Source organism: Streptomyces sp. NPDC056128 (assembly GCF_042263835.1).
Lineage (GTDB): Bacteria > Actinomycetota > Actinomycetes > Streptomycetales > Streptomycetaceae > Streptomyces.
Genome location: NZ_JBHJVQ010000006.1, coordinates 43,662 through 69,354, shown reverse-complemented (window position 1 = coordinate 69,354; position 25,693 = coordinate 43,662). Strand labels below are relative to the sequence as shown.

Genomic DNA, 25,693 nt, shown 5'->3' with positions numbered 1-25,693 from the left:
CGGTCCGGTCCCCACCCACTGGAGGACCAATGCCCCCACGGCTGTTCTCGCGCGCCCGAAGACACCTCATCCTCCTGCTGGCGTCAGCAGTGTCCGTCGGCGGCGTCCTGGCGGCCCCGGCCTCCTCCGCGGCCCCGGCGGACATCCCGCCGCAGGAACCCGGGGTCACCATGCGGGTGTTCGACGTCCAGACGCCCCTGAACGAGCTGTGCACCCTCAAACCGGGCCAGACCCCCAACCACGACAAGCTGATGCCGACGGTCGACTGGTCCAGTACGGCCGACTTCGGCGGCATCGCCGACAACTTCGTGACGGAGGCGTCCGGTTACCTGGTCGCCCCGCGCGACGGCACGTACGCGTTCCGGCTCGTCAGCGACGACGGCTCCCGGCTCACGCTGGACGGCGCCACGGTGATCGACCACGACGGTCTGCACGGCGCGGAGCCGAAGGACGGCACGGTCGAACTCACCGCCGGAGCGCACCCGCTGCGCGTCGAGCACTTCGACCGGGGCGGCGGCCAGCAGCTGCAACTGTCCTGGATGCCGCCGGGCGAGAGCGGCTTCAGCGTCGTCCCGCGGGAGGCGCTGACCACCGACGCCGGGGTCGTCCGGGTGACGGCGCCGGGCCGCAAGGAGTGCGAGGCGGGCACCGACACCCCCGGCGACGGCCTCCCGCTGAACTCGGTACGCCCCGACCTCACCCTCACCGACCTGCGCCCCGACGGATTCGAGCCGCAGGTCAGCGGCATGGACTGGCTGCCCGACGGACGTCTCGCGATCAGCACCTGGGGCGGCACCGACAACGTTGCCGGTGAGGTGTACGTCCTCGACAACGTCACGGGCGCGACCAGCCGCGACAAGGTCACCGTCAAGAAGGTGGCCGAGGGGCTGCGCGAGCCGATGGGCATCAAGTACGTCGACGGCGCGCTCTACGTGTCGCAGAAGCACGAACTCACCCGGCTGGTCGACGAGGACGGCGACGAGGTGACCGACGAGTACCGCACGGTCGCCACCTGGCCGTACGGCGGCAACTTCCACGAGTTCGCCTTCGGGCTGCTCTACCGCGACGGGTACTTCTACGTGAACCTCTCCGTCGCCATCGACCTCGGCGGCGCGACCACCACCCCGCAGCCCGCGCCGGGCCGCGGAACGACGTACAAGATCAGCAAGAAGACCGGGAAGATCAGCCCGGTCGCGGGCGGGCTGCGCACGCCCAACGGCATCGGCTGGGGCCCCGGCGGCGACCTCTTCGCCACCGACAACCAGGGCGGATGGCTCCCGTCCTCGAAGCTCGTCCACGTCAAGCAGGACCGCTTCTTCAACCACTACACCAAGCCGGCGGGCCCCTTCGAGAAGTCCCCGGTCACCGAGCCGGTGCTGTGGCTGCCGCAGAACGAGATCGGCAACTCGCCCTCCACGCCGCTGTACGTCAGCAAGGGCGTCTTCCGCGGTCAGATGCTGATCGGCGACGTCACCTACGGCGGCCTCCAGCGCGCCTACCTGGAGAAGGTGAAGGGCCAGTACCAGGGCGCCGTCTTCCGCTACACCCAGGGCCTGGAGGCCGGGGTCAACCGGATCTCCCTCGGCCCCGACGGCGCGGTCTACGCCGGCGGGCTGGGCGCGGACGGCAACTGGGGACAGGAGGGCAAGCTGAAGTTCGGTCTGCAGAAGCTGACGCCGAACGGCGGCAACACCTTCGACATCCAGAAGATGCGGGCCGTACCGGGCGGCTTCGACCTCACGTACACCCAGCCGGTCTCCGAGGAGACCGCCGCGGAACTCGCCGACCGCTACCAGGTCGAGCAGTGGGGCTACACGCCGACCGCCGACTACGGCGGCCCGAAGATCGCCGAGGAGGAGCTGGCCGTGCGTTCGGCGACCCTCTCCGGCGACGGGCGGACCGTGCGGCTGCGGCTGGACGGCCTCGAGCCGGACCGCGTGGTGCACGTGCGCTCCCCTCGGCCCTTCAGCTCGGAGTCCGGTGAGACGTTGTGGAGCACCGAGGCCTGGTACACGCTCAACGAGATGCCCGGCAAGCAGCCCCCGCCGGCCACCCTGTACGAGGCCGAGGAGGCGCGCCTGACGGGCAAGGCCGGCATCAACACCGACCACACCGGCTACTCCGGCAGCGGGTTCGTCGACCGCTACGCCACCGAGGGCGAGGTCGCCACGACGTTCGACGTCACCGTCCCGAAGTCGGGCACCTACGACGTCGGCCTGCGCTACTCCAACGGCCCGAACCCCTTCGAGGGCACCAAGTCGCTGTCCCTGTACGCCAACGGAAAGAAGGTGCGGCAGACGCCGCTCCCCTCCACCGGGGACTGGGACACCTGGTCCACGCGCACCGAACGGCTGAAGCTGCGCAAGGGCCACAACACGGTGTCCTACCGGTACGACGCCGGGGACACCGGCCACGTCAACCTCGACCTGGTGACCGTGCACCCGCGGGGCGCCCGCGTCGCCCTGTTCGACGGCACCGCGGCCTCGCAGGAGCAGTGGCAGCACACGGACGGGCGACGGGTGGCCTGGCCGCTCGCCGAGGAGAAGTCCATGGAGGTGTGCTGCGGTGACATCCGCACCAAGGACGCCTACCAGGACTTCAAGCTGCACGTGGAGTTCCGCGTCCCCCTGCTGCCGCCCGACGTGACCGGCCAGGACCGCGGCAACAGCGGCATCTTCCTCCAGGACCGCTACGAGCTGCAGATCCTCGACTCCTACGGTGACACCACCCTGGACACCAACGAGGCAGGTGCGATCTATCTCAAGAAGGCGCCCGACACCAACGCGGCCGCGGCCCCGGAGACCTGGCAGACGTACGACATCGTCTTCCGTGCCGCCCGCTTCGACGACAGCGGCCGCAAGACCGCCGACGCGCGGGTGACGGTGGTCTGGAACGGCGAGAAGGTCCACGACGACATCGTTCTGGACGGGCCCACCGCCTCCGGGCGGGCCGAGACACCGGCGGCCGGGGCGATCCGGTTGCAGGACCACGGGAACAAGGTCCGTTTCCGGAACATCCGGGTGGAACCGCTCAGCTGACCGGCGAGCGTGCGGGGCGGCCCCTGACGGCCGCCCCGCATCTCCCGCTCCGGGTCGGAAGGTGTCGCTCGGTAGGGTGAGTGGCCGAGGCCCTGCACATCGAACAAGGAGCGGCATGAGCGAGCCGGCGTCCATCGCCCTGCAACTGGAGATCGCCCGGGAGCTCGAGGTCGAGGAGACCTTCGACGCCGACCGGGAGATCGAACGCCGGGTGGCCTTCCTGGCCGACCGGCTGACCTCCACCGGACTGCGGTCCCTCGTGCTCGGCATCAGCGGAGGTGTCGACTCCACCACCGCGGGCCGGCTGTGCCAGCTCGCCGTGGAGCGGGCCCGGGCCGCGGGTCACGAGGCGCGCTTCTACGCGATGCGGCTGCCGCACGGCGTCCAGGCCGACGAGCACCACGCCCAGCTCGCCCTCTCCTTCATCCAGGCCGACCAGGTGCTGACCGTCGACGTCCGGCCCGCGAGCGACGCGGCGCTCGACGCCCTGATCGCGGCCGACGTGGCGTTCCGCGACGACCACCACCAGGACTTCGTGCACGGGAACATCAAGGCCCGGCAGCGCATGATCGCCCAGTACGCGGTGGCCGGGGCGCACCAGGGCCTGGTCGTCGGCACCGACCACGCGGCCGAGGCGGTCTCCGGTTTCTTCACCAAGTTCGGTGACGGCGCCGCCGACGTGGTGCCGCTGACCGGTCTCACCAAGCGCCGTGTGCGTGCCCTGGCGGAACGGCTGGGGGCGCCCGCCGAGCTGGTGGGCAAGGTGCCGACCGCCGACCTGGAGTCCCTCGACCCCGGCAAGGCCGACGAGGACGCCCTCGGGGTCACCTACGAGGAGATCGACGACTTCCTGGAGGGCAAGCCGGTCAAGGACGAGACCTTCCAGAAGATCGTCACCCGCTACCGGCAGACCGACCACAAGCGCAGGCTGCCGATCGCGCCGTGAGCGGCCGGTCTCAGACGGCCGTGGACGAGAGCGGGTACCGGACGTCGGTCAGCCGCTCCGACAGGTCCCACAGCCGGCGGCCGGTGGCTTCGTCGTCCGCCGCCGGCGACAGCCGTACCCGGGTCGGCCCGCCCCGCAGCTCGCCCGGGCCGTCCGGGCCCAGGAAATCGCCGCTCAGCGCGCCCGGGTCGGTCGCCGCGTACAGCTGCGGGAGGGCGCCCCGCTCGGCGGACTGGGGGGTGCGCGAGGACGCTGCGCACCGGGCTGCCGGCCCTGGCCAGTCGCCGGTGCAGTTCCCGTCCGAAGACGGCGTTCGCGAACTTCGACCGGTTGTAGAACGCCATGGGTGAGTAGTGGCGTTCACCGGTGAGGTCGTCGAGGAAGAGGCGCCCCTGCCGGTGGTTGGCGGACGTCACCGTCACCACGCGGGGGTCCCGCGCTCCGGCCAGCAGGTCGATCAGCAGGCCGTGCCGTTGATGGCACCGAGTGTCAACAGAGTGACTTGGTGCCATGCGAGGCATGGAGTTACGATGAGCCGGTGAACACTCGCCCCGAAGCCAGCCTGGCCCAGCGCAAGCGTCAACTCGTCTCGGACGAACTGACCGAGGCGGCGCTGCAACTGCTGGCCTCGAAGGGGTTCGACGCGGTCACCATCGACGAGATCGCGAGCACCGCGGGAGTGTCCAAGCGGACGTTCTTCCGGTACTTCGCGTCCAAGGAGGACGTGGTCGTTCAGTTCCTGACCGACATGGGCGCCGGTATCCACCGGGAGCTGGCCGACCGCCCCACTACGGAACGGCCTTCCCTGGCGCTGCGGAACGCCCTTTCGGCCCCCATCGCCGCCTGCGCGGATCACTCGGACAGAGCACTGCGGGTGGTCCAGCTGATTCTGCGCACCCCGGCCCTGCACGCCCGCTTCCTGGCGCGGCAGGGACAGTGGCGCGAGGAGCTGACGGCGGAGCTGGCCCGCCGCCCGGGCCCCGCCCCGGACGTCGACCTCTATCCCCAACTGGCCGCGGGGATGGCGCTGACCGCGTTCAACACCGTGCTGCACCGCTGGAGCGACAGCGACGGCACCGAGGACCCCGTGGCACTGACCGAGCGGGCCTTCGCCGTCATCGCCCCGGCGCTCGACGCCGTCCGCCCGGAGGCGTGAGAGGAAACGCACGGCGCCCGCGTACGAGGTGACCGCTCGTCACGCTTGTCCTTTATGTGCGGTTTGCCGGAAGCGACCTTAGTCTGTGCGAGGAAAGGCTCGAACAGTCGACAGCCGGTCACGCCGGCGGAAGGCGAGCTTCCATGGCTGAGCGGCTCAAAAGATCCGGCCTGATCGGTGAACTGTCGGCCGAATTCGCCGGCACGATGATTCTGATCCTCTTCGGCTGCGGCGTGGTGGCCCAAGTGGTCGCGGGCGGGGCCCTCACGGACCCCGCGGGCGGCCTCGGAGACCACGACAGCATCAGTTGGGCGTGGGGGCTCGGCGTCACCCTGGGCGTCTACGTGGCGGCGCGCCTGAGCGGGGCCCACATCAACCCGGCGGTGACCCTCGCCCTCGCCACGTTCAAGGGCTTCCCCTGGCGCAAGGTGCTCCCGTACGCGCTGGCCCAGACGGCGGGCGCCTTCGTGGCGGCCCTCATCGTCCGCTGGAACTACAGCGAGGCACTGGCGAAGGCCGACCCCGGACACACCATCAAGACGCAGACCGTGTTCTCCACCCTTCCCGCCAACGGCAACCCGGCGCTCCCGGTGCACGAGTGGGGCGCGTTCCGCGACCAGGTCATCGGCACCGCCATCCTGCTGCTGCTGATCCTGGCCGTCACGGACATGATGAACACCCCGCCGGGCGCGAACCTCGGCGCCTTCATCATCGGCCTGATCGTGGTCGCGATCGGCATGGCCTACGGCACCAACGCCGGCTACGCCATCAACCCGGCCCGTGACTTCGGCCCCCGGCTGGCCAGCTTCCTCACCGGGTACGGGGGCGCGTGGCGAGATCAGTACGGAAATCTCTACTTCTGGGTGCCGATCCTCGGTCCGCTGATCGGAGCCGTGCTCGGCGCCGGTCTGTACAAGGTGTTCGTCGGCCGGTTCCTGCCGACCGCCGAGCCCGAACCGCCGGGGCGTGTCCCGGCATCAGAAGGCTGACACCGGCCGGAGAGGCGGCACAACCATGGCGGACTTCATCGGCGCGGTGGACCAGGGGACCACCAGCACCCGATTCATGATCTTCGACCACGGCGGCAACGAGGTCGCGAAGCACCAGCTGGAGCACGAACAGATCCTCCCGCGTTCCGGGTGGGTGGAGCACGACCCGGTGGAGATCTGGGAGCGCACCAACTCGGTGATGCAGAACGCCCTGCGCAACGGCGGCCTGTCGGGCAGCGACCTGGCGGCCATCGGCATCACCAACCAGCGGGAGACCACGGTGGTCTGGGACCCGCGCACCGGCCGCCCCTACTACAACGCCATCGTGTGGCAGGACACCCGCACCGACGCCATCGCGGCGAACCTGGAGCGCTCGGGCCGCGGCGACGTCATCCGCCGCAAGGCCGGGCTGCCCCCGGCGACGTACTTCTCCGGCGGGAAGATCCAGTGGATCCTGGAGAACGTCGACGGCGTCCGCGAGGCGGCCGAACAGGGGCACGCCGTGTTCGGCAACACGGACTGCTGGGTGCTGTGGAACCTGACCGGCGGTCCCGACGGCGGCATCCACGCCACCGACGTGACCAACGCGAGCCGCACCATGCTGATGAACCTGGAGACGCTCGACTGGGACGACGAACTGCTGGGCTTCTTCGGCATCCCGCGGAGCATGCTGCCCACCATCAACCCCTCCTCGCACCGGGAGGCGTACGGCACCACCCGCACCTCCCGGCCGCTGCGCGCCGCCGTGCCCATCACCGGCGTCCTCGGCGACCAGCACGCGGCGACCGTCGGGCAGGTCTGCTTCTCGCCCGGCGAGGCTAAGAACACCTACGGCACCGGCAACTTCCTGGTCCTCAACACCGGCACGGAACTGGTCCGTTCGGAGCACGGCCTGCTCACCACGGTGGCCTACCAGTTCGGCGACAGCCCGGCGGTCTACGCGCTGGAGGGGTCCATCGCGGTGACGGGTTCGGCGGTGCAGTGGCTGCGCGACCAGATGAAGATCATCAAGACCGCGGCCGAGAGCGAGGAACTGGCCCGTACCGTCGAGGACAACGGCGGGATGTACTTCGTCCCCGCCTTCTCGGGCCTGTTCGCCCCGTACTGGCGCTCCGACGCCCGGGGCGCGATCGTCGGGCTCGCCCGGTACAACGACAACGCGCACCTGGCGCGGGCGACGCTGGAGGCCATCTGCTACCAGAGCCGCGACGTCGTCGTGGCCATGGAGCAGGACTCCGGCGTCCACCTGGACGTGCTCAGGGTCGACGGCGGTGTCACCGCCAACGACCTCTGCATGCAGATCCAGGCCGACGTCCTCGGCGTCCCGGTCAGCCGCCCGGTCGTCGCGGAGACCACCGCGCTCGGCGCGGCCTACGCGGCGGGGCTCGCGACGGGCTTCTGGCGGGACACCGACGAACTGCGCACGCACTGGGCGGAGTCGAGGCGCTGGGAGCCCCAGTGGTCCGAGGAGCGGCGCGCGGAGGGGTACGCCGGCTGGAAGATGGCGGTGGAGCGCACCCTCGACTGGGTCAAGGTGCCCGAGAGCTGAGCACGGCGCGGGTTCGGGCGGAGACCCTCACGCCCGGGGACGACGGGGCTTGCCCATAGGGTGACCCCCATGTCTGCCAGATTGAGTTCCGCGAGGACCCGCGCCGCGCTGCGCACCGGCGCCCGCGTCTCTGCCGAGTTGCTGCTCATACTCGTCATGCTCGCGGTGGCCCTGTGGCTCCTCGGCCGCATGTGGTCGGTCGTGTGGCCCCTGATAGTCGGTCTGCTCCTGACCACGCTGACCTGGCCCGCGGCCCGTTTCCTGCGCCGGCACGGCTGGCGCCCCGCGCTCGCCGCGGCGACGGTCACGGTCGGGTTCCTGCTCGCCGTCCTCGGCATCGTGGCGCTGATCGCGGTGCCGATGTCGTCCCAGACCGGGGAGTTGACCGACGGTGTGGTCGAGGGGATCGAGCGGCTGCGCGAGTGGGCCGCCGGTCCGCCGCTGAACATCGGCGACGACCAGATCACGGGTGCGCTCGACTCGGCCATGGCCCGCCTCCAGGACAGTGTCGGCAGTGTGGTGACCGCGGTGACCACGGGGGTGAGTGCCGTGGTCAACGGTCTGATCACCGCGGTACTGGGCCTCTTCCTGATGTTCTTCTTCCTCAAGGACGGACCGCGGTTCCTGCCGTGGCTCACCCGTCAGCTGCCCGGCCGCCTGGCCACCGACGTCCCGGCCGTGGCCCTGCGCGCCTGGGAGACCCTGGGTTCCTTCGTCCGCTCGCAGGCACTGGTGGGCCTGCTCGACGCGGTCTTCATCGGCCTCGGGCTGTGGATCCTGGGTGTGCCCCTGGTACTGCCGCTGGCGGTGCTGACGTTCGCGTCCGCGTTCGTGCCCATCGTGGGCGCCCTGTTCGCGGGCTTCGTCGCGGTGCTCATCGCGCTGGTGTCCAACGGGCTGACGGACGCGCTGCTCGTGCTGGCGATCATCGTCGTCGTACAGCAGCTGGAGGGCAACGTGTTCCAGCCCATCATCCAGAGCCGCGGCCTCGGTCTGCACGCGGCGGTGATCCTGCTGGCGGTGACGCTGGGCGGCAGCCTGGCCGGGATCGTGGGCAGTCTGCTCGCCGTGCCGATCGCGGCGCTGATCGCGGTGGTCTGGAACTACGTGCGCGAGCAGCTCGCCGAACCACCGGAGGAAACCGCTCAGGCCCCGACGGCGCCCGCGGGGGCCTGACCGGCGGGGCGTGCAGCGGCGGGCTGGCAGCGGCGGGCGGGAAACCGGTCGCCGCCGCGGCACGGGTGCTGTTGGCTTGCGGCCATGGATCTCTTCACCAGCTCATGGGCGGCACTGCGCACCGCCGTCGCCGAGCTCGCCGACGAGGACTTCGCACGGCCGTCCGGCTGCACCGGCTGGCTCGTCCGGGACCTGGTGTGCCACCTCGTCATCGACGCCCAGGACGTCCTGATCACCCTGGCCACCCCGGCCTCGGCGGAGCCGACCCGGTCCGCGACGACCTACTGGAACGTCGTCGAGACCCCCACGGGCGACGACCCGCTGGACGCGCTGACCGTCCGGCTGGCCGCCGCCTACCAGGAGCCGTGGCTGCTCAAGTTCCATCTGGACGACGTGGGTTCGGCCGCCGGCCGCGCCGCCGGACTCGCGGACCCCGCCGCCCGCGTGGAGACCCAGGACCACGTGCTCACAGCCGGCGACTACCTCTCGGCGTACGTCCTGGAGTGGACGCTGCACCACCTCGACCTCGTCGCCCACCTCCCGGACGCGGCCGCGCCTCCCGCCGAGGCGCTGGCCGGGGCCCGGGCGCTGCTGGAGCGGATCGTCGGGGAGGAGTTCCCCCGGTCGTTCGGCGACGCGGACGCGCTGCTGGTGGGCACGGGACGGCGCGCCCCGACCGCGGCGGAGACGACGGCGCTGGGCGGGCTCGCCGCGCGGCTCCCCTTCGCGCTGGGCTGAGACGGCACCGGTACCGCGCCCGTCGGCGGACCGGGGTCAACCGATCGGACGACAGGACCGTCCTCCGCCCGGCCACCCGGAAGGATCCGGTACGCCGACCGGCGTGGCCGCCGCGAGGGGCGAAGCTGGGGATACTCGCCCCCGACACCGCGGAGTTGTCCCGTCATGAACGCCACCCCACCCACTCCCGGGGACCTCGGTCTTCCGGCCGCCGTCGTGCGCGGCGACGCCGGTGCCGTCCGCGCCGCACTGCGGGCCGGCGCCGACCTGGAGGCACGGGACGAGCACGGCCGCACCCCGCTCCTCCTGGCCGCCCTCGCCGACCGGGTCGAGATCGCCGGGCTCCTGGTCGCCGCCGGGGCCGACGTCGACGCGCAGGACGCGCGCGAGGACAGCGCGTGGCTGGTCACCGGGGTCACGGGCAGTGTGGCGATGATGCGGGCCCTGCTGCCCGGCGGCCCGGACGTGACGCTGACCAACCGCTTCGGCGGCGTGTCGCTGATCCCGGCCAGTGAACGCGGCCACGTGGCCTATGTGCGGGCGGTGCTCGCCGAGACCGCGATCGACGTCGACCACGTCAACCGGCTCGGCTGGACGGCACTCCTCGAAGCGGTCATCCTCGGCGACGGCGACCGCACCCACCAGGACGTGGTGGCGGCCCTGCTCGCCGCGGGCGCCGACCCTCGGCTGCCGGACGGCGACGGCGTCACCGCGCGTGCCCACGCCGAGCGCAGGGGCTTCGACGCGATGGCGGACCTGCTGCGGCGCGCCGAGACGAGCGGCGCCCTCGGGCACGGGGAAGGCGGGCGGCGGTGAAACGGCGTACCCTCGCGGGCCCCCTGGCCCTGCTGGCCGCCGTCACGGCGACGCTGTCCGGATGCACGACCACCGACGACGGCACGGCGCCGGAGCCGCCGCAGGCACCGGCCTCCTCCCCCCACCGGACGCCGGACCCCGGCACCGGGTCGGCCCGCACCTCCGACGGCACCCTGCTGGTCACGGACTTCGGCGCCGACACCGTCACCTTCGTCGACCCCGGCCGACGGGGCGCGGCGGCCGATCTGGGCTCGGTGCGGGTCGGGACGGCCCCGTACGGGATCGCTCTCGGCGACGACGGCACGGCGTGGGTGGCGACCGCGGAAGGCGTGGCCGCGGTGGACACGCGCACCCGCGAGCGCACCGCCCTGATCCCCTACCGGACCGGCACCGGCCCCGTGACGACCGGCGAGTACCGGGGCGGGGGCATGGGGGTCGCCCTGTCCCCGGACGGCGGCCGCCTCTACGTCGGGGTCAACGTGCCGGGCGGCAACGGCACGTTGGAGGTCGTGGACACCGGGCGGCGGGAGGTGACAGAGTCCGTGCCGGTGGGCCGGCGCCCCTTCGACGTGGACGTGTCGCGCGACGGCCGGCACGTCTACGCGACCAACCACGACTCCTTCGACGTGACCGTGGTCGACACCGGCGACTGGTCGACGCGCCGCGTCGAGGTCGCCCCGTACGGCACGGAGGGCGGCCTCGGCTCCTGGCTCAAGCCCCACTACACCGCCGTACGACCCTCCGACGGGGCGCTGCTGCTGCCGTTCGAGGGCGAGCGGCTGGCCGTGGTCGATCCCGGCACCGGCCGGGTGCGGATCGAGGACATGACCGCCAACACCCACCAGCACGGCGTCGCGGCCGGTCCGGACGGCACGCTCTACGTGGTGGGGACCGGCCCGATCGATCCGTCCGAGGACGACGGACCGTCCCTGACCGTCCGCACGCCCGCCGGGGACGAACGCGTCATCGGTCTGGACGGCCCGCACGAGTCGGTCGCCGTGTCCTCCGACGGCCGCACCGCCTACGTGTCGGGCGGCTTCACCCGCGACGGCTACTGGAACGGCCTGAGCGTCGTCGACACCGACACGGGGCGGGTGACGCGCCTGCCCGTCGGAGAGCGCCCGCTGGGCATCGCGGTCCTCGGGGACGACCGGGCGACCGAACCCCGGTAGCCCACCGGGCTGTCGCGTCGTCGCGCGCCCGGACCACCGCCCCCGGCTCCCGGTTGTACGGCAATCAACGGATTGTCTCCCGGCGGGAGTTGGGCTTGGATCGAGCGTGTGTCCGGTGGGGGCCGGGCACGGATGAATCAGGGGGGATTCATGCGCGGGAAGTTCAGCACGGTCATGGTCGCGGTCACCGCCTCGGCGTGTGCGGCGACGCTCCTGGCGCCCGCGGGTGCCTTCGCGTCGCCCGACGGCCGCCGCACGGCCGGGGACCCGTCCGTCCGGCGGGTGACGGAGGGGGCGAACGGGCCGTCCGTGAGCGCGGACGGGCGGTACGTCGTCTTCGGCTCGTCCGCCGACAACCTGGTGCCGGGCGACACCAACGCACTTCCGGACGTCTTCCTGCACGACCTGCGGACCCACCGCACCACGCGGGTCAGCCTGACCGAGGACGGCGGGCAGGCGGCGTACGGCGGAAGCGCTCCGGTGCTCGGCGCCGACGGCCGGTACGTCGTCTTCCGCTCACGCGCCCTCGTCGCAGGCCGGGATCAGTACGGCTTCTTCCGCCGGGATCTCAGGACCGGGGCGACCGACTGGGTCGGCGGCGTCGGCGATCTGTTCCCCGAGCAGAACGGCACGCTGGTGGGTGCCTCGCTCAGTGCGAACGGGCGATACGTGTCGTTCACCGCACGGGAGACCCGCACCGGCCGTCCGAGCCACCGCACCGCCGTGCGGGACCTGCGTACGGGCGCGCTGACGGTGCTGGAGTCCGGCTGGGCGAGCGAGGCCCACCTCAGCGACGACGGCCGCCGGCTGGTCTACTGGGAGAGCGTGCCCGCGCCGGTCCAGCATCCGCCGAACCGGGTCTTCCTGGTGGACCTGCCGGGCGGCGAGCCCCGGCGGCTGGACGTGGCGGCGGACGGCTCCACCACCACGGCCCGCTCGGGTTACCCGGCGATCAGCGGCAACGGCCGGGTGGCCGCCTTCGTGTCCTGGGCGACCGACCTGGTCCCCGGCGAGGATCCCAACGGCTCGGGGGACGACGTCTTCGTGACCGGCCTGCGCGAGCGGACGGTGCGGCGGCTGCCCGCCCCGGCGGCGCAGGGCGAGAGCAGCAACCCGTCCGTGAGCCGGGACGGACGGTACGTCGTCCTCGGGTTCACGCCCTCCGGCGCCGACCGGGACACGACCCATCTGTACCGGACCGACCTGCGCACGAACCACATCACGTTGGTCGCCGGGACCCCCGACGGAACGCCGGTCGCGGCGACCGCCGGTGAGCGGCCGGCCGACGCCCACGGCCGTACCGTCGTCTTCACGTCCGCCGCCGAGGGCCTGGCGCCCGGCGCCCCCAGCCCGGGCGGTGACGTGTACGTCCGGACCCTGCGCCGACCCGGATTGACCGTGACCGCCGCCCCATAGACTCCGCGGCATGGGTCGATGGGAGCCGAACGCGCGCGGACGGCTGGAGCAGGCGGCGTCGGAGCTGTACGTGGAGCGCGGCTACGAGCGGACCACGGTGGCCGAGATCTCCAGGCGGGCCGGTCTGACGGAGCGCACCTTCTTCCGGCACTTCACCGACAAGCGGGAGGTCCTGTTCGCCGGCTCGGGCACGCTGGAGGAGCTGTGCGTGGGCGCCGTCGCGGCGGCTCCCGACGGCGCCTCCCCGATGGACGCGACGGCCGCGGCGCTCAGCACCGCGGCACGGGTCCTCGAGGAGTCCGGCGAGCGCGTCCGGCAGCGTCGGACCGTCATCGACGCCAACGCCGAGCTGCGGGAACGGGAACTGATCAAGCTCGCGTCGCTGTCCGGCGCGCTGGCGGAGGCGCTGCGCCGCCGCGACGTGGACGACCTGACCGCGGAGCTGACGGCCGAGACCGCGGTCGCCGTACTGAAGGTGGCCGTCGGGCGCTGGATGAACGGGCCCGTGGAACGGCCGGTGGGGGAACTCGTCGACGACTGCCTCGACGTGCTGCGCGCCCTGCTCGCCGGTCGCGGCGCCGGTTAGCCCCGGGGCCCGGTGCGCCGCCGGGTGGCGTGGAGGGTGCCGAGCAGGTCGAGGGCGCGGGCGCTCGGGCCGCCGGGTTCGGCGTGGTAGATGACGAGTTGCTGGCCGGGCGCGTCGCGTACGTCGAAGGCCTGGTAGGTGAGGGCGAGGGCGCCGACCTCGGGGTGGCGGAGGTTCTTGGCGTCCTGGGTCTTGCCGCGCACGGCGTGGGCGTTCCACAGGCGGGTGAAGTCCGCGCTGTGCTCGGTGAGGGTGCCGACCAGGCGGCGCAGCCGTGGGCTGTCCGGGTCGAACCCGGCCGCCTGGCGCAGGTTGGCGACGGTGGCCTGGGCCGCCCGCTCCCAGTCTTCGTAGAAGGCCCGGCCCGCGGGGTCGAGGAACACCATGCGGGCCAGGTTGTCGGCCGGGTCGAACGGCTCGAAGAGGGCTTCGGCCAGCGCGTTGGCGGCCAGGAGGTCCAGGGTGCGGCTCAGCACGAACGCCGGGGTGTGCGGACAGCCGTCCATCAACTGGCGCAGCGCGGGGCTGACTTCCTCCGCGGCGTGGGCGGAGGGTTCCTCCCCCGGTGCGCCGCCGGCGAGGCGGAACAGGTGTGCCCGGGCGTCGGTGTCCAGGCGCAGGGCGCGGGCGAGGGCGTCGAGGACCTGGGGGGAGGGGTTGCGTTCGCGGCCCTGTTCCAGGCGGGTGTAGTAGTCGCCGTTGACTCCGGCGAGGACCGCGACCTCCTCGCGGCGCAGCCCGGCGACCCTGCGGGTGCCGTGGCTGACCATGCCGACGTCCCGCGGCCGCAGTCCGGCCCGGCGTGCGCGCAGGAACTCGCCCAGGTGGTTCTCGTCCATGGCGTCCAGGCTAGGCGGCGGTCCTGGTCCCTGCCCGGGTGTGTCGCACCCAGGCAGGGGGCGTCCTGGCACATGGCCGCTGACCTGCACAGACTCGGTGGAGCAAGGCCGGATACCGAGAGGACGCACTGTCATGACACATATCGCCAAGGTCGTACTCGTCACCGGGGCGAGCAGCGGGATCGGTGAGGCCACGGCCCACCGCCTGGCCGCCGACGGCCACCGGGTGTTCCTGGGCGCCCGCCGCACCGACCGGCTGGAGAAGCTGGCCGGGCGGATCACCGCCGAGGGCGGCACCGCCGCCTTCCGACGTCTGGACGTCACCGACGCCGCCGACGTGCGGGCGTTCGTGTCGGCGGCCACCGAGCGCTGGGGCCGGGTGGACGTGCTGGTCAACAACGCCGGGGTGATGCCGCTCTCGCCGCTCGCGGCCCTGAAGGTCGATGAGTGGGACCGGATGATCGACGTGAACGTGCGCGGGGTGCTGCACGGCGTCGCGGCCGTGCTGCCGGTCATGCGGCGGCAGGGCGGCGGACACGTCGTGAACATCGCGTCGGTCGGCGCGTACGAGGTGGTGCCCACCGCCGCCGTGTACTGCGCGACCAAGTTCGCGGTGCGGGCCCTGTCCGAGGGGCTGCGCCAGGAGTCGGACGGGAGCATCCGGGTGAGCGTCGTCTCCCCCGGCGTCACCGAGTCGGAGCTGGCCGACTCCATCTCCGACCCGCGTGCGCGCGAGGACATGAAGACCTACCGTTCGGTGGCCCTCCCCGCCTCCGCCATCGCGGACGCGATCGCGTTCGCCGTCTCCCGGCCCGCCGGGGTCGACGTCAACGAGATCGTCGTACGCCCGGCGGGCAGCGCCCAGTAGCCGGACGGGCCCGACCCCCGGCGAGTCAGGTCCAGGCCCGCCGCTCCGCGCCGCGGGGGTCGTCGACCGGCGTCCACTCCGCGTCGATGCGCATCGTCGTCCGGCGCCGGGTGTCGTAGGCGTCCCAGCCCGGGTCGCCGGTGCTCGCGAACCTGATCCAGGCCGCGTGCGTGCGGGCGGCGAGGTCCGCCGGTGGCTCGTCGGGGCCGAGCAGGCCGCCGGGTCCGCGCAGCTCCGGCAGGCCGGTGCGGTCGAAGACGAAGGGCAGCTCCATGGTGTGGGTGGCGCCGAGCCGTCCGTCCAGGGCGTGCGAGCGCCAGGCGAACTCGTAGGCGTGGGTGGAGGAGGCCGGATGCGCGGCGTGCGCGTCGGCCAGGGCGCGGCTGCCGGCGCCGAAGAGGGCGTCGCCCATGATGGCGGAGCGGAGTTCGCCGGGGGTCGCTCCGGGGCGTGCCGTGCGGTACGTCCCGACGAGCCGCGCCGGGTCCGGGTGCGCATGCGCGGCCGTGGCGTCGACGTCGTGGGCGTCGGAGGTGGTGTACCGGTCGACGGGGACCAGGTAGAGGTTGCCCTCCTCGGTGTTGGTTCCGATGAGCAGGTCGACACCGGCGCCGGCGCCCGCGGCGACGGACCTCGCGGGCTGGGTGTCGAGGACCAGGCTGAAGGGGCTGAGGCCGAGCAGGGGGTCGCGGTGGGTCGGGGTCCGCAGGTCGAGCCCGGCCAGGCCGCCGACGGCGTCGACCAGGCGGTCGTCGGGGATCTCCGCGAAGGCGTCGGCCCGGGGTGCCACGCCGAGGGCGTCGGCCGCCGCCGCGGTGACGCGGGCGGCCTGCTCGGTGGTGAACGCGCCCAGGCCGCTGCCGCTCTGGACGATCGCCCGGCGCAGGAGCCCGGCGGCCCCGGGGTCGGCGAGGACGCCGCCCACGATCGTCGCCCCGGCCGACTGGCCGAAGAGGGTGACGCGGTGCGGGTCTCCGCCGAAGGCGGCGATGTTCTCGTGCACCCACCGCAGTGCGGCGACGACGTCCAGCAGGCCGCGGTTGGCGGGCGCTCCGGGGAGGTCGAGGAATCCGGCGATGCCCAGCCGGTAGTTGAGGGTGACGAGGACGACCCCGTCGCGGGCGAACGCGGACCCGTCGTACATCGGGGCCCGGGTCGATCCGGCGACGAATCCCCCGCCGTGGACGAACACCATGACGGGCAGGGCGCCGCTCGTGATGTCCGGCGTCCACACGTTGACGGTCAGATGGTCGTCGCCGGGGATCCGGCCGGGGCCGAAGTAGGCCGACATGTCGACACGGCCGAGTCTGCGCTCGGACTGCGGTGCGGTGGGCCCCGGCCGGGTGGCGTCGCGTACGCCGTCCCAGCTCTCGTGCGGCCGGGGCGGCTCGAAGCGGCCGGCGCCCCGGGGCGGTGCGGCGTAGGGGATGTTCAGGAAGGCGGCGGTACCGTCCCTGAGGGTTCCGCGTACGGCGCCCCGGTCCGTGGTCACGACGGGGTCGTGGTGGTTCACTTCGTGCCCTTCCGGTGGTCTCGGCGCTGCTCGGTGTACGGGTCGAAGGGCGCCCAGCCCTTGATGGCGAACTTGTCCGCGTCGCGCACCACTTCGGCGGCTCCGTGGCCTGCCAGGTGTGCCGGGAACAGGAGGGCGTGGTGGTCGGCGGCCCAGCCCAGGAGCCTGCGGCGGGTGGCGCGGGCGCCGGCGGGGTCCTCGCAGAAGCAGCTGTTGTGGTCCGGTTCGAGGATCTGGACCGGGGAGTGCAGCAGGTCCCCGACGAAGAGCGCGCGGTCCGTCCCGGAATCGAGGGTGAGCACGCTGGAGCCCGGGGTGTGACCGGGGGCCGGGTCCAGCCGCAGGTTGCCGTCGATCCGGTGGCCGCCCTCCCACAGCACGGTCTGTCCGGCCCGGTGCACCGGGGCCACGCTGTCCTCGAACACGTTCTGGTTGCCGCGGCCGAGCAGCGGCCGGTGACCGTTCTCGGGGTTCCAGAATTCGAAGTCGTCGCGCGGCATCAGGTACGTGGCGTTGGGGAAAGTGGGCACCCAGTTCCGCCCGTCCAGATACGTGTTCCAGCCGACGTGGTCGATGTGGAGATGTGTGTTGATCACGACGTCCACGTCCTCCGGTTCGACGCCGGCCCGTGCGAGGTTGGCGAGAAAATCGGTGTCGAGCCGGCTCCAGACCGGCGCGTAGGGGCGTTCCTTGTGGTTGCCCACACCGGTGTCGACGAGGATGTTCTTTCCCTCGCTGCGCAGCAGCCAGGTCTGGATCGCCGAGTTCACGATGTTGGTCCGGGAATCCAGGAAATGCGGTTCGAGCCAGTCCCGGCCGCGGTCCCACACGTCTTTCGGGACTTCCGGGAAGAACGTCTCGGGTGTCATTTCCACGGGCCCGAAGTATTCCCACACCCGGGTGACACTGACATTCCCGAGTTCGATCCGTTCCATGACGCTCCTTGGTGAGGCGAAGACATTGCTGGGCCCGCCCGAAAACCTACGGACGCTCCGGCGGGCGCGGTATCCGTCACCTGACTGCACCCGCGCGTCCGCGCCGCGCCGGGCATCCGACGCCGCTTGTAGCCTTGGCGGCGTGGACGAGCGCACAGGGAAGGCGGGTGCCGCCGCGGGCCCGGGGCCGGACACCGGGGAGCCGGTCGTGGGCCGGGACGCGGAGTGGGCACGCCTCCTTCGTGCGGCGGACCCGGCGTCGCCCGAGCGGGTGCTGCTGCTCCTGGGCGAGGCGGGCACGGGCAAGAGCACGCTGCTGGACGCCGTGGCGCGGCGGGCCGCGACAAGGGGTGCGCGCGTGCTGAGGGCCACCGGGAGCGAGTCGGAGTCGGACCTCGCGTTCTCCGCGCTGCACCAACTGCTGCGGCCGGTGCGCACCGAGGCGGAGGAACTGCCGGACGGACAGCGCGCGGCGCTGTCCGACGCCCTCGGCGCGGGGCGGGACGCGGCGCCGCCCGACCTCATGCTCGTCGGCGTCGCCGTCCTGAACCTGCTCTCCGCGCTGGGCGGGCCCTCCCCCGTGCTGGTGCTCCTCGACGACGCGCCGCTGTTCGACCGCGCCTCCCTCACCGTGCTGTCCTTCGTCGCCCGGCGGCTCGCGGGCGAGCCGGTGACGATGCTGGTCGGAGCCCGTACGGGCGGGCGCCTCCCGGGCTTCGACCGGCACGCGCCGGCCCTCCTCCTCGGACCGCTGGACGACGCCTCGGCCCACCGTCTGCTGGACCGCCGGCCGGACAGTCCCGTCGGCCGGGTCCGGGCGCGGATCCTCGACCAGGCCGGCGGCAACCCGCTGGCGCTGGTGGAACTGGCGAGGTCCGCCCGGGACCCGGGCCGGGAGCCGACGCCCGCCGGACCGCTGCCGCTCACCGACCACCTGGAGCGGGTCTTCGCCGCCCGTCTCGACGGCCTCCCCTCCCCCACCGCACGGGCCCTGCTGCTCCTGGCCGCCATGGACACCGGCGACTCCGCGCTCGCCGTACCGGCCGGGCTGCCCGGCGCCGGGGACGACGCGTGGCTGCCCGCCGAGGCGGGCGGGCTGATCGGGCGGACCGGCTCCGGTGTCCGGTTCCGCCACCCGCTGGTGCGGTCCGCCGTATATCACGCGGCGCCCTCCGAGGCCCGCCGTGCGGCGCACCTGGCGCTGGCCGACCTGCTGCGTGCCGAGCCGGACCGGCGCGCCTGGCACCGTGCCGCCGCCGCCCCGCACGCGGACGCGGACGTGTCGGCGGACCTGGTGCGGACGGCCGAGCGGGCCCGCCGCCGGGGCGGGCACGCGGCGGCGGCGAAGGCGCTGCAACGGGCCGCCGAACTCGCCCCGCGCCCCGAGGACGGCGCCCGGCTGCTGGTGGCGGCCGCCCGGGCGGCGGTGCTCACCGGGGAGCTGTCCTGGGTCGAGGATCTGGTCGCGGCCGTCCGTGCGCGTACGGACGACGTGGCGCTGCGGGCCGAGGCGGCCGTGCAGGCGGGGCGGCTCGCCGTGCTGACCGCGCGTCACTCCGCGGTCTTCGCCCGGCTGACCGACACCGCCGAGGGGCTGGCCCGCTCCCGGCCCGCCGCCGCGCTGGATCTGCTGACGGACGCCGCGGTGGTCCGCTTCTATTCCGGACGCGAGACCCAACTGCACCGGCTCGACGAGGTGTTGGCGATACTGCCGGAGGACATGCCGGACCCGTGGCCGGGCGTCTGGGTCAGGGCCGTGTCCGACCCGTTCGGGAGCCGGGCGTGGCTCGTCCCCCAACTGCCCCGGATGGCCGACGAGTCCGCGGACCGCCCCGAACGGCTCACCGCGGTGGGCGTCATGGCGTGGCTCATGGACGAGACACCGCTCGCCGTCCGCGCCTTCGACGAGGCCTTCGACCACTGGGAGTCGCTCGGGGCGCTCCCCGACGGCATGGGCGGCGCGGCGGCCTGGGCCTACCTGGAGCAGGGGCGTTGGGAACGGGCCCGCGAGGCCTGCGCCCGCGTCACCGCGGTCGGCTCGGCGCTGGGCCTGGACCACGCCGTGGCGTGCGCGGCCGCGGTGGACGCCATGCTGCTCGCCCTCCAGGGGGACAGTGAGGCGGCTCGCGCCCGGGCGGCGGACGCGCTCGCCCTCGTCGACCCGCTGGAGAGCCGCTCGGTCGCGGTCTATGCCCGGCGCGCGCTCGCGGCCGCCGCGACCGCCGACGGCGCCCACGAGACGGCGTACGACCAACTGCGCGCGGTCTTCACGGCGGACGGCTCCCCCGTGCACTACCACGCCTCCTACCCCGCGCTCGCGGACCTGGCCGCGGCCGCCGTGCGCGCGGGCCGGCGCGAGGAGGCCGCCGCGATCGTCGAGCGTGCCGCGCACGCACTCGCCGGGAACGCCTCGCCCCGCCTGCGCGCCCTGACCGAGCGGGCCCGCGGTCTCCTCGCGGACCCGGAGGACGCCGAACCCCGCTTCCGGGCGGCCCTCGCCGACCCGGACTCGGCGCACCGGCCCTTCGAGCGCGCGCAGGCCCTGCTGGACCTCGCCGAGTGGCTGCGCCGCCGGCGGAGGATCACCGAGGCGCGTGCGCCGCTCGCCGAGGCCCTGGAGACCTTCCGGCGGCTGGGCGCGCGCCCCTGGGCCGAACGGGCCCTGGCCGAGTCGCGGGCCGCCGGACTCGACGTCGCCGACGCGGACCCCGGCTCGCTGGCCGGGCTCTCTCCGCAACAGCGGCAGATCATCGGGCTCGCCGCCCGCGGGCTGACCAACCGCGAGATCGGCGAGCGGCTCTTCCTCTCCCCGCGCACGGTGGGCTCCCACCTGTACCGCAGCTTCCCCAAGCTGGGCATCACGGCCCGCTCGCAGCTCCGCGACCTCGTGGAGCGTGCCGGCGGCAACCGGTCGTGAGGCCGTCCGGGCTACCGCCGACGTTCGCGGTACGGGTCGCGCGGCCGGATTTCCGCGGAGCCCCCGGTTCCGCCCGGGCCGTGGGTGAACCGGTCTACAGGGAAAGGCCGTTGCCACGTAGGTTGTGGGAAAGCACCCACGCCTCGGCTGAAAGACGGACCGCCACCATGAACGACCCTGCGACGACGCCCGGTCACTCGGCACACCAGAAGATCGACACCTCGGTGCCGCACTCGGCCCGGATCTGGAACTACTGGCTGGGCGGCAAGGACAACTACCCGGTGGACGAGGAGGCGGGCGACGCGTACACCGCCGTCTTCCCGGGCATCGTCACCATCGCCCGCAGCAGCCGGGCCTTCCTGCGCCGCAACATCACCCATCTGGTCGCCGAGGCGGGCATCCGGCAGTTCCTCGACATCGGCACCGGTCTGCCGACCGCCGACAACACCCACGAGGTCGCCCAGCGCCTCGCGCCCGAGGCGCGCGTCGTCTACGTGGACAACGACCCGATGGTCCTCGCCCACGCCCGCGCGCTGCTGTACTCCACCCCGGAGGGCGCGACCGCCTACATCGACGCCGACGTGCTCGACCCGGACACCGTCCTGGCGGCCGCCGCCAAAACCCTGGACCTCGACCGGCCGGTCGCCCTCATCCTCAGCAACATCCTGGGCCACGTCGCCGACTACGACCGGGCGCGTTCCATCGCCACCCGGCTGATGGACGCCCTGCCGTCCGGCAGCCACCTCTCGGTCAACGACGGTTCGCGGGGCACAGACCCGGAGTTCGAGCGGGCGCAGGACGCCTACAACGAGAGCGGTGCCGCGCCGTACATCCTGCGCACCGTCGACCAGATCACGGCATACTTCGACGGCCTGGAGCTGGTGGAACCGGGCGTGGTCCCGGTGACCCTCTGGCGTCCGGAGGCCGGCGGCCCCGCCCCGGAGCCCATCGGCGAGCACGGCGGTCTCGCGCGCAAGCCGTGACGCCACGCGCGGCGTCCGGCGCCGGGCGCCCGATCGAGAGGAGCACCCCCGATGTCCGCATGGCAGCTGCCCGAGTCGTACCGCAGCGGCTCGGGCACCGTCCGATGGAACCGGCTGGGCGCCCCGGACGGGCGCCCGCTGGTCCTGCTGCACGGGACGCCGTTCTCCTCGTACGTCTGGCGCGCGGTGGCCCGTTCGCTGGCGCGTGACCACCAGGTGTTCGTGTGGGACATGCCCGGCTACGGGCTGTCGGAGAAGTTCCCGGGCCAGGACGTGTCACTGGCGGCGCAGGGCGGGGTCTTCACCGAGCTGCTGGACCACTGGGGCCTGGCGGAGCCCCTGGTGGTCGCGCACGACTTCGGGGGCGCCGTCGCGCTGCGGGGCCATCTGCTGCACGACGCCCGCTACCGGGCGCTGGCCCTGGTCGATCCGGTCGCGCTGGCGCCCTGGGGGTCGCCGTTCTTCCGGCTGGTCCGCGAGCACGCCGAGGTCTTCGAGCGGCTGCCCCCGGCGCTCCACGGGGCGCTGGTGCGCGAGTACGTGGGTTCCACGGGCGGTCCCGGACTGCACCCGGCGGTGCTGGACCAGCTCGTCCGGCCCTGGCTCGGCGAGTCGGGACAGCCTGCCTTCTACCGGCAGATCGCCCAGGCGGACCAGCGGTACACCGACGAGATCCAGGACCGGTACCCCCGGATCGGCGTACCGACGCTGATCTGCTGGGGTGAGGACGACGCCTGGATTCCCGTGGCGAAGGGGCGCGAACTCGCCGCCACCGTGCCCGGCGCGCGGTGGGAGCCGATCGCCCAAGCGGGTCATCTGGTCCAGGAGGACGCGCCCGCCGAGCTGACCGCCGCACTGCTCGGCTTCCTGCGCGACGTTCCCTGACGGCATGCCACAGGGCAGGGTGCCCGGAGACGCGAGGTCTCCGGCCACCCTGCCCTGTTCGGCAGTCTGCCGGTCAGGCGGGGGTGATGTTCTCCGCCTGCGGGCCCTTCTGGCCCTGGGTGATGTCGAAGGTGACGGCCTGGCCTTCCTGGAGCTCGCGGTAGCCCTGGGCGTTGATGTTGGAGTAGTGCGCGAAGACGTCGGGACCGCCGCCGTCCTGCGCGATGAAGCCGAAGCCCTTTTCAGAGTTGAACCACTTGACAGTTCCGCTGGCCATGCCTTTTGCCTTTCAGCCGTTATCGGATCCGCACCGCGCGAACCCGGAGGTGGTCGTCCTGGTCCTCCGGCATTGCACAGCAAACCGCCCGCACTCCGGGGCGGGCGGTCTGGGCGAACCACGACATCTGCTGCTGACGCTACACGGCATGTCCGAGCCCCACCAGTGAGTAAGGGGTGTGAGCGGGAACGATGTTGCGTACGGGGGCCCGGGACGGCCGCCGCGCGGGTCCCCTCTGCGCCATCCGGGGGAGACGGAGGGGCGAGCGGACGCCCCGGTTCCGTAAGTGGTCTAGCTATGAGTAGTCCACCCACGGAGTCGGAGATCGATATGACCGTCAGGAAAGCGCTGGCCCTGGTGATCGGCGCTGTCATGTGCACCGGCGTGCTGGGGACCGGCTGCGCCCGGCAGCAAGCGGACGCCTCCTTGCGGGACGCGCCCGGCAGTTCGGCGGCCCAGCCGGTGTCCCCCCGCCCCGGCCCCCCGCGCCACTTTCCCCGCCCGCTTCCCGGGGTCGGGCCGGTCATGCGGGACCTGCTCCCGGCCGGCACGCGGCAGGCCCTGGTGGTCACCGGTGAGTCGGAGACGTCGTCGCAGGCGCGGGTGGTGCTCTACGAGCGGTATCCCGCCCAGGGCTGGCGGGCGGTCGCGGGCCCCTGGTCGGCGCACAACGGCCTGCGTGGCTGGACCGACGAACACGAGGCGGGCGACCTGCACTCACCCATCGGTGTCTTCGGGCTCAGCGACGCGGGCGGCCGGCTGCCGGACCCGGGCAGCCTGCTCCCGTACGACCAGGATCCGGAGTTCGCCGTGTCGGGCACCGGGCATCTGGGCGAGCCGCTGGAGGGGTCCTTCGACTACGTGATCGCCATCGACTACAACCGGGTGCCCGGCACCACCCCGCTGGACCTGACCCGCCCCCAGGGGGAGGACAAGGGCGGCGGCGTCTGGATCCACGTGGACCACGACGGGCCGACCAACGCCTGCGTGTCCCTGAGCGAGGAGAACATGCGCGCGTTGCTGACCGCCGTGGACCCGGAGAAGGAGCCGGTGGTCGTCATGGGCCCGCGGGAGGTCCTGGCGCGGTAGCGCACGCCGCGCGCGTCCACCCCGCGTAGACGCCCGGTACGAGAGGGCGACGGAGCACGACGTCACCGGACCGGGCCGGACGGACCGGTTAGGACGGTGCGGTCTTGACGGGACGGAGCACGGTCGGCCTACTGGAGACCCAACTGGGCGTATGCGGGGGACTGGCCCCATGCCGACCCGTGGTCAGCCCCGGACGGGACTGAGGTCAGGAGTCCGACAGTGCGGCGTCGACGGGCAGCGGCGGCAGTACTGCTGGCGTGGGCGCTGCTGTATCTCCTCACCCCCCGGCCGCCGGTGCTCGCGGAGGCGTCCGCGGACCGTGCGGCGGTCACGGCCGCCGTGGTGGCCGACACCGCGGGGGAATCCGGCCCGTGCGAGGAGGACGCCCCGCGCCGTCACGTCGCCGTCCGCTCGGCGAGGGCCGCGGGCACGGCGGGCGCCGACGACGGGGACGCCGCCCGCGCCCCGGCACGTGCCCACGCCGCCCGGCAGGACGGGGCGGCCGCCGGCCTTCCGTGTCCCGCCCGCGGGAGGGTGACCGACGGGGGCGCCCGGAGCGTAGCCGCACTGCAGACGTTTCGCTGCTGAGCGAGGCGGTACCGACCAGGCCTGCGCCGCGCGGCCCGGGTGACCACCCGCCGCGACGCGGTGTCCAGCAGGCCGTCGTGTGTCCTCAGTTCCGACGACGCAGGAGGCAGGCGCGTGTCCGGTAAGCGCATCGACGTGATCGGGCCGGGGCGGCTCGGCGCGGACGACCACAAGATCTGGCGGGAGATCAGGGCCGCCTCCCGAGCACCGGCGAACCCGTTCCTGGACCCGGCGTTCACCGCGGCCGTGGGGCTGGTCAGGCCGCGGGCCGAGGTGGCGGTGCTGCGGGAGGACGGCGTCCCGGTGGGGTACTTCCCGTACGAGCGGGGCTTCGCGGGTCAGGGGCGGGCCATCGGGCTCGGGGTGTCGGACAGCCAGGGCGCCGTGCTGCGGGACGGCATGCGTCTCGACGCCGGCGCGCTGCTGCGGGCCTGTTCGCTGTCGTCCTGGGAGTTCGACAACCTGGAGTCGGACCAGGACATGTTCCTGCCGCACACGGCCGAGGCGCTGGCCTCGCCGGTCGTCGACCTGGGTGACGGCTTCGACCGGTACGCGCGGGCCCTGCGCGCCGGGTCGCCCGGCTTCCTGAAACAGACCCTCGCCAAGGAGCGAAGACTCGCCCGGCAGCTCGGCGAAGTCCGCTTCGTGTACGACGAACCGGACCCCGGGGCTCTGCGCACGCTCATGCGCTGGAAGTCCGCGCAGTACCGGCGCACGGGCCGGCGCGACCGGTTCGCGCAGCCCTGGATCACCGGGCTGGTGGAGCTGCTCGCCCGGAGCGAGGATCCCGGGTGCCGCGGCGTGCTGTCGGTGCTGCACGCCGGTGACCGGCCCGTGGCCGCCCACTTCGGGCTGCGCTCGCCCACGGTCCTGTCCTGGTGGTTCCCGGCGTACGACCGCGCGTACGCCAAGTACTCCCCCGGGCTTCTGCTGCTGTTGCGGATGCTGGAGGCGGCGGCCGCGGACGGGATCGAGACGGTGGACCTGGGCAGCGGGCCCGCCCGCTACAAGGAGACGTTCAAGACGCGGGACCTGCGGGTGTACGAGGGTGCGGTGGTGCGCCCCGGGCCGGGCGGCGCCGTCCACCGGATGCGTCGGGATCCGGTGCGGGCCGCCCGGCGTTTCGTGCGGGACCGGCCGCGGCTGGCGCGCACCGCGGCCCGGGCGCTGGAGGAGCTGGGCCGGGTGCGCGACCGCTGACGCGGGCCGGGGGCGAG

At 73.3% G+C, this 25,693-nt stretch carries 22 protein-coding genes and 1 pseudogene; 18 read left to right on the top strand and 5 right to left on the bottom strand.

Annotation, left to right across the window (positions count from 1 at the left end; genetic code table 11):
- Positions 1-29: 29 nt before the first annotated feature.
- Positions 30-3,038 (top strand): family 16 glycoside hydrolase, encoded by a 3,009-nt coding sequence (locus ACFC1X_RS15055; protein WP_376353216.1) that lies wholly within the window; start codon positions 30-32, stop codon positions 3,036-3,038.
- A gap of 115 nt (positions 3,039-3,153) precedes the next feature.
- Complete coding sequence (gene nadE / locus ACFC1X_RS15050) at positions 3,154-3,984, top strand: ammonia-dependent NAD(+) synthetase (RefSeq protein ID WP_376353213.1); 831 nt, start codon at positions 3,154-3,156, stop codon at positions 3,982-3,984.
- A 10-nt stretch (positions 3,985-3,994) separates the two neighbouring features.
- On the opposite strand, the pseudogene ACFC1X_RS15045 reads toward nadE, so the two are convergent.
- Positions 3,995-4,451: pseudogene (locus tag ACFC1X_RS15045) on the bottom strand (short-chain dehydrogenase); the annotation flags it as partial.
- A gap of 71 nt (positions 4,452-4,522) precedes the next feature.
- On the opposite strand from ACFC1X_RS15045, the gene ACFC1X_RS15040 reads away from it, so the two are divergent.
- From ACFC1X_RS15040 to ACFC1X_RS15000, 9 genes are all read left to right on the top strand, one after another.
- A complete protein-coding gene (locus tag ACFC1X_RS15040; protein WP_376353210.1) occupies positions 4,523-5,140 on the top strand; it encodes a TetR family transcriptional regulator in 618 nt (205 codons plus the stop codon).
- A gap of 143 nt (positions 5,141-5,283) precedes the next feature.
- Positions 5,284-6,129, top strand: coding sequence for an MIP/aquaporin family protein (locus ACFC1X_RS15035; RefSeq protein WP_376353207.1), 846 nt, complete (start codon positions 5,284-5,286; stop codon positions 6,127-6,129).
- A gap of 25 nt (positions 6,130-6,154) precedes the next feature.
- Positions 6,155-7,678, top strand: a complete 1,524-nt coding sequence (gene glpK, locus ACFC1X_RS15030; RefSeq protein WP_234957867.1) for a glycerol kinase GlpK — start codon at positions 6,155-6,157, stop codon at positions 7,676-7,678.
- A 69-nt stretch (positions 7,679-7,747) separates the two neighbouring features.
- A complete protein-coding gene (locus ACFC1X_RS15025) occupies positions 7,748-8,854 on the top strand; it encodes an AI-2E family transporter (protein ID WP_376353203.1) in 1,107 nt (368 codons plus the stop codon).
- 84 nt (positions 8,855-8,938) lie between these two features.
- Entirely contained in the window at positions 8,939-9,592 is a 654-nt protein-coding gene (locus tag ACFC1X_RS15020; RefSeq protein ID WP_376353200.1) for a maleylpyruvate isomerase N-terminal domain-containing protein, read from the top strand.
- Positions 9,593-9,757: 165 nt separating this feature from the next.
- A complete protein-coding gene (locus ACFC1X_RS15015) occupies positions 9,758-10,408 on the top strand; it encodes an ankyrin repeat domain-containing protein (protein ID WP_376353197.1) in 651 nt (216 codons plus the stop codon).
- Positions 10,405-11,580: a YncE family protein gene (locus ACFC1X_RS15010; RefSeq protein WP_376353194.1), complete on the top strand. Its 1,176-nt coding sequence runs from the start codon at positions 10,405-10,407 to the stop codon at positions 11,578-11,580. The genes ACFC1X_RS15015 and ACFC1X_RS15010 overlap by 4 nt, the downstream gene beginning before the upstream one ends.
- A 150-nt stretch (positions 11,581-11,730) precedes the next feature.
- Positions 11,731-12,996, top strand: coding sequence for a hypothetical protein (locus ACFC1X_RS15005; protein WP_376353191.1), 1,266 nt, complete (start codon positions 11,731-11,733; stop codon positions 12,994-12,996).
- Positions 12,997-13,006: 10 nt separating this feature from the next.
- On the top strand, positions 13,007-13,582 hold the full coding sequence (locus ACFC1X_RS15000; RefSeq protein WP_376353188.1) for a TetR/AcrR family transcriptional regulator: 576 nt from the start codon (positions 13,007-13,009) through the stop codon (positions 13,580-13,582).
- Here ACFC1X_RS15000 and ACFC1X_RS14995 read toward each other — a convergent pair.
- Entirely contained in the window at positions 13,579-14,421 is an 843-nt protein-coding gene (locus tag ACFC1X_RS14995) for a helix-turn-helix transcriptional regulator (protein WP_376353187.1), read from the bottom strand. The genes ACFC1X_RS15000 and ACFC1X_RS14995 overlap by 4 nt on opposite strands.
- 133 nt (positions 14,422-14,554) lie before the next feature.
- Here ACFC1X_RS14995 and ACFC1X_RS14990 point away from each other — a divergent pair, with 133 nt between their 5' ends.
- Positions 14,555-15,289 carry an SDR family oxidoreductase gene (locus ACFC1X_RS14990; protein ID WP_376353185.1) on the top strand — a complete coding sequence of 245 codons (735 nt, stop codon included), beginning with the start codon at positions 14,555-14,557 and terminating at the stop codon, positions 15,287-15,289.
- A 25-nt stretch (positions 15,290-15,314) separates the two neighbouring features.
- Here ACFC1X_RS14990 and ACFC1X_RS14985 read toward each other — a convergent pair whose 3' ends face one another.
- Together ACFC1X_RS14985 and ACFC1X_RS14980 are read right to left on the bottom strand one after the other, a co-directional pair.
- Positions 15,315-16,802 (bottom strand): carboxylesterase/lipase family protein, encoded by a 1,488-nt coding sequence (locus ACFC1X_RS14985; RefSeq protein ID WP_376353183.1) that lies wholly within the window; start codon positions 16,800-16,802, stop codon positions 15,315-15,317.
- On the bottom strand, positions 16,799-17,737 hold the full coding sequence (locus ACFC1X_RS14980; protein WP_376353180.1) for an MBL fold metallo-hydrolase: 939 nt from the start codon (positions 17,735-17,737) through the stop codon (positions 16,799-16,801). The genes ACFC1X_RS14985 and ACFC1X_RS14980 overlap by 4 nt, the downstream gene beginning before the upstream one ends.
- Positions 17,738-17,879: 142 nt before the next feature.
- On the opposite strand from ACFC1X_RS14980, the gene ACFC1X_RS14975 reads away from it, so the two are divergent.
- The 3 genes from ACFC1X_RS14975 (at position 17,880) to ACFC1X_RS14965 (ending at position 22,522) form a co-directional block, all read left to right on the top strand.
- Positions 17,880-20,654 (top strand): AAA family ATPase, encoded by a 2,775-nt coding sequence (locus ACFC1X_RS14975; RefSeq protein WP_376353177.1) that lies wholly within the window; start codon positions 17,880-17,882, stop codon positions 20,652-20,654.
- A gap of 167 nt (positions 20,655-20,821) precedes the next feature.
- Complete coding sequence (locus tag ACFC1X_RS14970; RefSeq protein ID WP_376353174.1) at positions 20,822-21,637, top strand: SAM-dependent methyltransferase; 816 nt, start codon at positions 20,822-20,824, stop codon at positions 21,635-21,637.
- Between the two features lie 51 nt (positions 21,638-21,688).
- Positions 21,689-22,522: an alpha/beta fold hydrolase gene (locus ACFC1X_RS14965; RefSeq protein ID WP_376353171.1), complete on the top strand. Its 834-nt coding sequence runs from the start codon at positions 21,689-21,691 to the stop codon at positions 22,520-22,522.
- Between the two features lie 73 nt (positions 22,523-22,595).
- Here ACFC1X_RS14965 and ACFC1X_RS14960 read toward each other — a convergent pair whose 3' ends face one another.
- Positions 22,596-22,799 (bottom strand): cold-shock protein, encoded by a 204-nt coding sequence (locus tag ACFC1X_RS14960; RefSeq protein ID WP_003978336.1) that lies wholly within the window; start codon positions 22,797-22,799, stop codon positions 22,596-22,598.
- Positions 22,800-23,129: 330 nt separating this feature from the next.
- Between ACFC1X_RS14960 and ACFC1X_RS14955 the strand changes: the two genes are divergently transcribed.
- From ACFC1X_RS14955 to ACFC1X_RS14945, 3 genes are all read left to right on the top strand, one after another.
- Positions 23,130-23,888 (top strand): hypothetical protein, encoded by a 759-nt coding sequence (locus ACFC1X_RS14955; RefSeq protein WP_376353168.1) that lies wholly within the window; start codon positions 23,130-23,132, stop codon positions 23,886-23,888.
- Between the two features lie 219 nt (positions 23,889-24,107).
- A complete protein-coding gene (locus ACFC1X_RS14950; RefSeq protein WP_376353165.1) occupies positions 24,108-24,476 on the top strand; it encodes a hypothetical protein in 369 nt (122 codons plus the stop codon).
- 114 nt (positions 24,477-24,590) lie between these two features.
- Entirely contained in the window at positions 24,591-25,676 is a 1,086-nt protein-coding gene (locus tag ACFC1X_RS14945) for a GNAT family N-acetyltransferase (protein ID WP_376353163.1), read from the top strand.
- Positions 25,677-25,693: the final 17 nt, after the last annotated feature.